Here is a 4,905-nt window from a genome sequence, read left to right on the forward strand (position 1 = left end):
AAGGTCTTCTTGGCGTCCCTGTTCTCCTCCTCCAGGAACCTCACCGGTGCTCGAACACGTGGAACGGGAAGATGAGCTCGTACCTGGTCACCACGTTCTCGTCGTACTTGCCCCAGTCCCTGGTGTACTTCCTCTCACCCATGGGCTAAACTTCGGCGAACGTTTATAACTTTTTGTATAACATTGAAGAATGCCATAAAACAGTTAGTGTCTAGGAAAGCTTCCTTCTTTTATACATCTTCAAGCCTGAAGGACAGAGGTGAATTCATCAGACTTCGTGAATCCTGAGAGAACCAACTCCTTCAGAGAGGGCAGGCTCTGATTAACGACCGCGAGGTTCTGGCAGGTAGTGGACCTATACCTTGTCCTTTAGAGTTTTACGGAGTATTATAAGATATCTTTCCAGATAGTTGCCACATGCTCTGATACTTTGAATCCATAAACGTTATTAGATCTATTATCATGAAGGTTGAATGACTACCTTTGAGAGGCCTTCTCCTTAGTTATCTTGACAATATATTCCTCAACCTCAATGGGACTCATCTCCTTACTCGGTATGTCAAGGACTATCTTTCCCTGGTCCATGACCAGAATCCTGGTGGCCACCGAGTATACGTGGTGTATATTGTGGCTCACGATTATAGCTGAAGCTCTTCCTCTATACGTATCCTTAATGGCTCTACTCACGAAGTTGAGGGTCTCTCGTGCCTCATATACAGAGAGGGCGCTGGTCGGCTCATCAAGGAGTAGCAAGTTGGCCTGGAACATTAGTGCCCTGGCAATAGCTACCATCTGTCTTTGACCCCCTGAAAGCTCGCCAGCCAACTTATTCGGGTCGACGTCTATCCCCATCGACTTTAAAAACTTCCTAGCCTCCTCTTTCATGGTTTTCTTGTCTATAAATATACCACGTTTAGGCTCAAAGGCTAGATAAATGTTCCTATAAATTGGCATGGTAGAGATGAGGGCTAGGTCCTGGTATACTATCTCTATACCTTCTCTCCTAGCCTCATATGGCGAATTGAATTCCACCTTTTTCCCCTTGAAGTATATCTCCCCCTTATCTGGTTTATGATAACCAGCTAGTATTTTCACGAGAGTGGACTTACCTGCCCCGTTGTCCCCGACTAGGCCCACAATCTCACCGTAGCCTAATTCGAAACTCACCTCTCGTACAGCAGGAGTATTACCATAATATTTATGTAAATCCTTTACCCTTAAGAGAGGCCCAGATGAATCCGTGTTTCTCCTTTCGAGACTATCACTCATTTGTATCCGACCTCAAATATTATATTTGTATTTTCCTCTTTAATAGCTTTTCGTTAGCAACAGCTATGGCTATGAGGAGTGCTCCGACGAAAGAGTAATAGTAGTAGGAGGGCACTCCAGCTAGGACTAAGCCTACGTATATGGCTCCTATCGTGAGCGCACTGACTACAGTCCCCTCAATGCTTCCAACACCTCCGAACAGTGACGAGCCTCCTATGACTGCTATTGCTAAAACTATAAGCGGTAGATCTTGTCCTTCCACTGGTGATATCGCAGTGTAGTAGAGCAGGGACATTATGCCGACTAGTCCTGATATCACACTGGTTGCCACGAAGAGTACGAGCTTTACTCGCCTTGTATTAACCCCCACCGCATACGCCGAGTTCTGTGAGCCTCCAGTTGCGAACACGTGATTACCGAACCTTGTGTGCTCTAGGATGAAGTATGTCAAGATCGAAAATAGAGCGAACCATATCACCCAGACATTCAAGCCGTCAGGAAGGTCACCGCTAAGCGTATACCAGAAGGGTATCTTAGATAGGTTTACTGTGACCTCAAAGCCTCCAGTGACAACGAAGATGAGACCCTCCAAGAAGAAGGCCATACCCAAAGTTGCTATGAATGAGGGTGCCCTAAGTCGAGTCACTATAATCCCGTTGGTAAATCCTATGAGGCCAGAACATAATAGGGCCACTACGAAAGCCAGATAAGGACCTAGTAGAGGGATGGTATATCCAAAAATCATCCCAGAAAATACGAATACTTCACCTACCGATAGGTCAAACTCGCCTGCTATGAGGAGAAGGGTAACGAAAAGTGCTATTATGCCGTCCTGTGTAGCCACTAGAGCTATATCGGCGACGCTCCTGGGCGTTAAGAATAATTTATTTATGGAGTAAAAAACGATAATCAAGACTACAAATATAATAAATATGGAGAGACCCCTCTTCTCTCTAAAGAGTTTAGATAAGTGTAAGGCCACGTGAACCACCATTCACATAAATAAAAAAAGAAACGTACCTTAAAATATTTTCGTTATTCTATCCGTAATAGTTTGAATGAGTTGAGATAATGTGAACTGTATGTATAGTAGCGGGGAAAGAGACCTGTCTCTCTCACCGTCTATGATGATTTCGTAGTAACCCTTATGGTGTATCACCTTCACAGAAATCATTGAAAGTAGCTCTGCGGCTGTTAGGTTTGTGGTCATAGGTACCCTGTAAATTCCGTTTGGATCACCGCCTACCTTGAGATACGATGAAAGTTCGCTGGTTAGTGCATTCTGTTTAATTACTAACCCTAGAGTGGAGTTGGTAACGATGAAGGGCCCTGTAGATATGTTATACTCCGCTGGCGCTATGCCGAGTTTTATGTACATAAACATGACAACCACGCTAAGGAATCCTTGCTCCATTGGCTGTTGATCTACTGTAGCTATATCCACTCCTTGCCTTATGGCAGTGAGAGTTATGTTATCATAGTCAAAGGAGAATAGCGGTACCTTATGGGCTAACCCGGTCTGGTTGAGAGCAGCAACGGCGGGATCTGTACCGGCAGGCCCTAACGTTATTATTACCTGAGTGTTTGGGTGATCCTGTAGGTACGAGGCCATTATTGACTCGGACTGCGCGTAATTAAGACTAGTCGGAACCACTGTCGCGTTAGGTATTCCGTTAGCCTGGAGTACACTATCTATACCAGCTATCCTTTCCGTTAGACTAAACTGACCTGGCTCATGGTTAAATATAACTATATTCATCGGTTTTTGACCACCATGGGTCTGTTCGTACCATGTCACGATATAGTGACCCAGTCCAACCCCTGCGTCATAGTCTATCTGGCCTACATAGGCTATTGTCTCGTTATAGGGCCAGTTAGGCACAGCTGAAGGTACAGGTATGGCGTTAACCACGAGCACTGGAATTCCCTCCTGGTATGCCTGTTCCACAAGGGGAGCCTCTGCTGATGGGGCCGGAACAGAGATTATGAGTCCGTTGGGATGGGCTGCTATTGCACTTTGGATGAGGTCAGTTAAGCCGGATACACTGAAGGTACTAGGGGCTTCGTATATCACCTTTATGCCTAGTAGCGCCGCTGCGTATTCTGCACCTTCAATCACGGGAATCCAGAAGGGATCTGTTGGTGCCCCATGTGTGACCATGTAGATCGTTATCCCTGCGTTAGACGACTGAGGAGATGTAGGGGATGTGCTGGTGGTGTTGCTCGGTGTAGACGTTACAGCAGTGGGTCTTGTCACGTTCGTATATATTAATATTCCAGCTAGTGCCCCTACTATGATTATTAGAGCTATTATTACAGGAATATATTTATTCATTCTAGTTTCACCTTTATATCAAACTACCCATACTCTCTTTATTACTTTAATATAAAAACTTTATCCCATGGAGTGCTTTGTGGGCTACTTCAGTATTATACAAAAATTTATAACTAATATATCGAGTATTACCCATGGGAAAGAGTGAGTACAAGAGGGATTGGAGCAAGTACGACGAGAACGTCATAACGAGATACAAGCTAATGTTCCCCTTCTACGTCTTCGAACACTGGTGGGATCTACTAGCAGAGGAGAATAGGGATGCAAAGAAAACCTACAAGGCACCGAAGGAGTTCAACGAGTTCCTAGCATTCCTACACTTGTTCTTACCCTACAGGGCAATGGAAGGGGTATTGAGAGCACTGGAGGGACTGAAGATCGTCCCGACAAGCCTAGACTACTCGACGATGTGGGAAAGGGTGAGGAACATGGACATAACGTTCCCGGAGGCAAACGACCAACTTGAAGTAATAGCAGACGCGACGGGGATAAGCACAACAAGGGGAGGACAATACATCATTGCAAAGTGGGGTAAAAGGAGGGACTCAAAATTCCTCAAGATAGAGATAGTAATGGATAAGGACGAGCTCAACGTGATAGACGCTGAGGTGACTAGCGACGAGGTCGAGACTGCAGTCAAGACTAAGGACTTACAGGATGAGGGGAAGAAGGTCAAGAGGTTTTACGGGGATAAGGCTTACGACGCCAACGAGGTTTACAATACTGGGGTTGAGGTCGTCCCACCTGGGGAGGACGCCTCCACTGGACGCGGTCATCCCGCCAGGAGAAAGGCTGTGAGGGAGTTCAAGGAGTTGGGTTACGATCGTTGGAGGGAGGAGAGGGGTTACGGTGTTAGGTGGAGGGTTGAGTCCCTGTTCTCTGCCGTGAAGCGCACCTTTGGTGAATCTGTTGGGGCTACAAGTTTTCTAGGGCAAGTGGTTGAGGCTAAGCTCAAGTTCTGGGCCTACGCGTGGATGGTTCACTTGGCTAATTCTTTAGTCGGTAGGGCTCCGGGTATTAAGGTTTGAGCTTGTGAACAACGTTGAAATAAATATTAATTACTGAAAAACCCTCAGTGTATCATATTATGCTTATGAAATAAACTGAAGAGGTCCACAAAGCACCCATGGAGTGCTTGGGCGATTCAGGACTCCATTGTGATTTCTATTTGTTTCTATAGAACGAAAGTGACTTAATTGATCCTACATTAGTACACTGAAAAGGGAGGAGCGCTAGGCCATACCGTGAGGTGTACAATCACGTGGTGACCGCGCTCCTCCTAGAGGTAGTTGGGGGGAACG

4 protein-coding genes and 1 pseudogene are annotated in these 4,905 nt (G+C 45.9%); 1 reads left to right on the plus strand and 4 read right to left on the minus strand.

Annotated elements, in window-relative coordinates; all coding sequences use genetic code 11:
- The 4 genes and pseudogenes from METMK1DRAFT_RS17265 to METMK1DRAFT_RS03050 form a co-directional block, all read right to left on the minus strand.
- Positions 1–142, minus strand: a pseudogene (locus METMK1DRAFT_RS17265) (IS5/IS1182 family transposase); the annotation flags it as partial.
- 335 nt (positions 143–477) lie between these two features.
- Entirely contained in the window at positions 478–1,269 is a 792-nt protein-coding gene (locus METMK1DRAFT_RS03040; RefSeq protein ID WP_009070732.1) for an ATP-binding cassette domain-containing protein, read from the minus strand.
- A gap of 19 nt (positions 1,270–1,288) precedes the next feature.
- Positions 1,289–2,263, minus strand: coding sequence for an ABC transporter permease (locus METMK1DRAFT_RS03045; protein ID WP_009070733.1), 975 nt, complete (start codon positions 2,261–2,263; stop codon positions 1,289–1,291).
- A 27-nt stretch (positions 2,264–2,290) separates the two neighbouring features.
- The gene (locus tag METMK1DRAFT_RS03050) at positions 2,291–3,604 is read right to left on the minus strand and encodes a sugar ABC transporter substrate-binding protein (protein WP_009070735.1); all 1,314 of its coding nucleotides are present in this window, start codon (positions 3,602–3,604) and stop codon (positions 2,291–2,293) included.
- 134 nt (positions 3,605–3,738) lie between these two features.
- Between METMK1DRAFT_RS03050 and METMK1DRAFT_RS03055 the strand changes: the two genes are divergently transcribed.
- Positions 3,739–4,632, plus strand: a complete 894-nt coding sequence (locus METMK1DRAFT_RS03055) for an IS5-like element ISMye2 family transposase (RefSeq protein WP_009070737.1) — start codon at positions 3,739–3,741, stop codon at positions 4,630–4,632.
- The last annotated feature ends 273 nt before the right edge of the window (positions 4,633–4,905 follow it).

The organism is Metallosphaera yellowstonensis MK1 (assembly GCF_000243315.1).
In the GTDB taxonomy this organism is placed as follows: Archaea; Thermoproteota; Thermoprotei_A; order Sulfolobales; family Sulfolobaceae; genus Metallosphaera; species Metallosphaera yellowstonensis.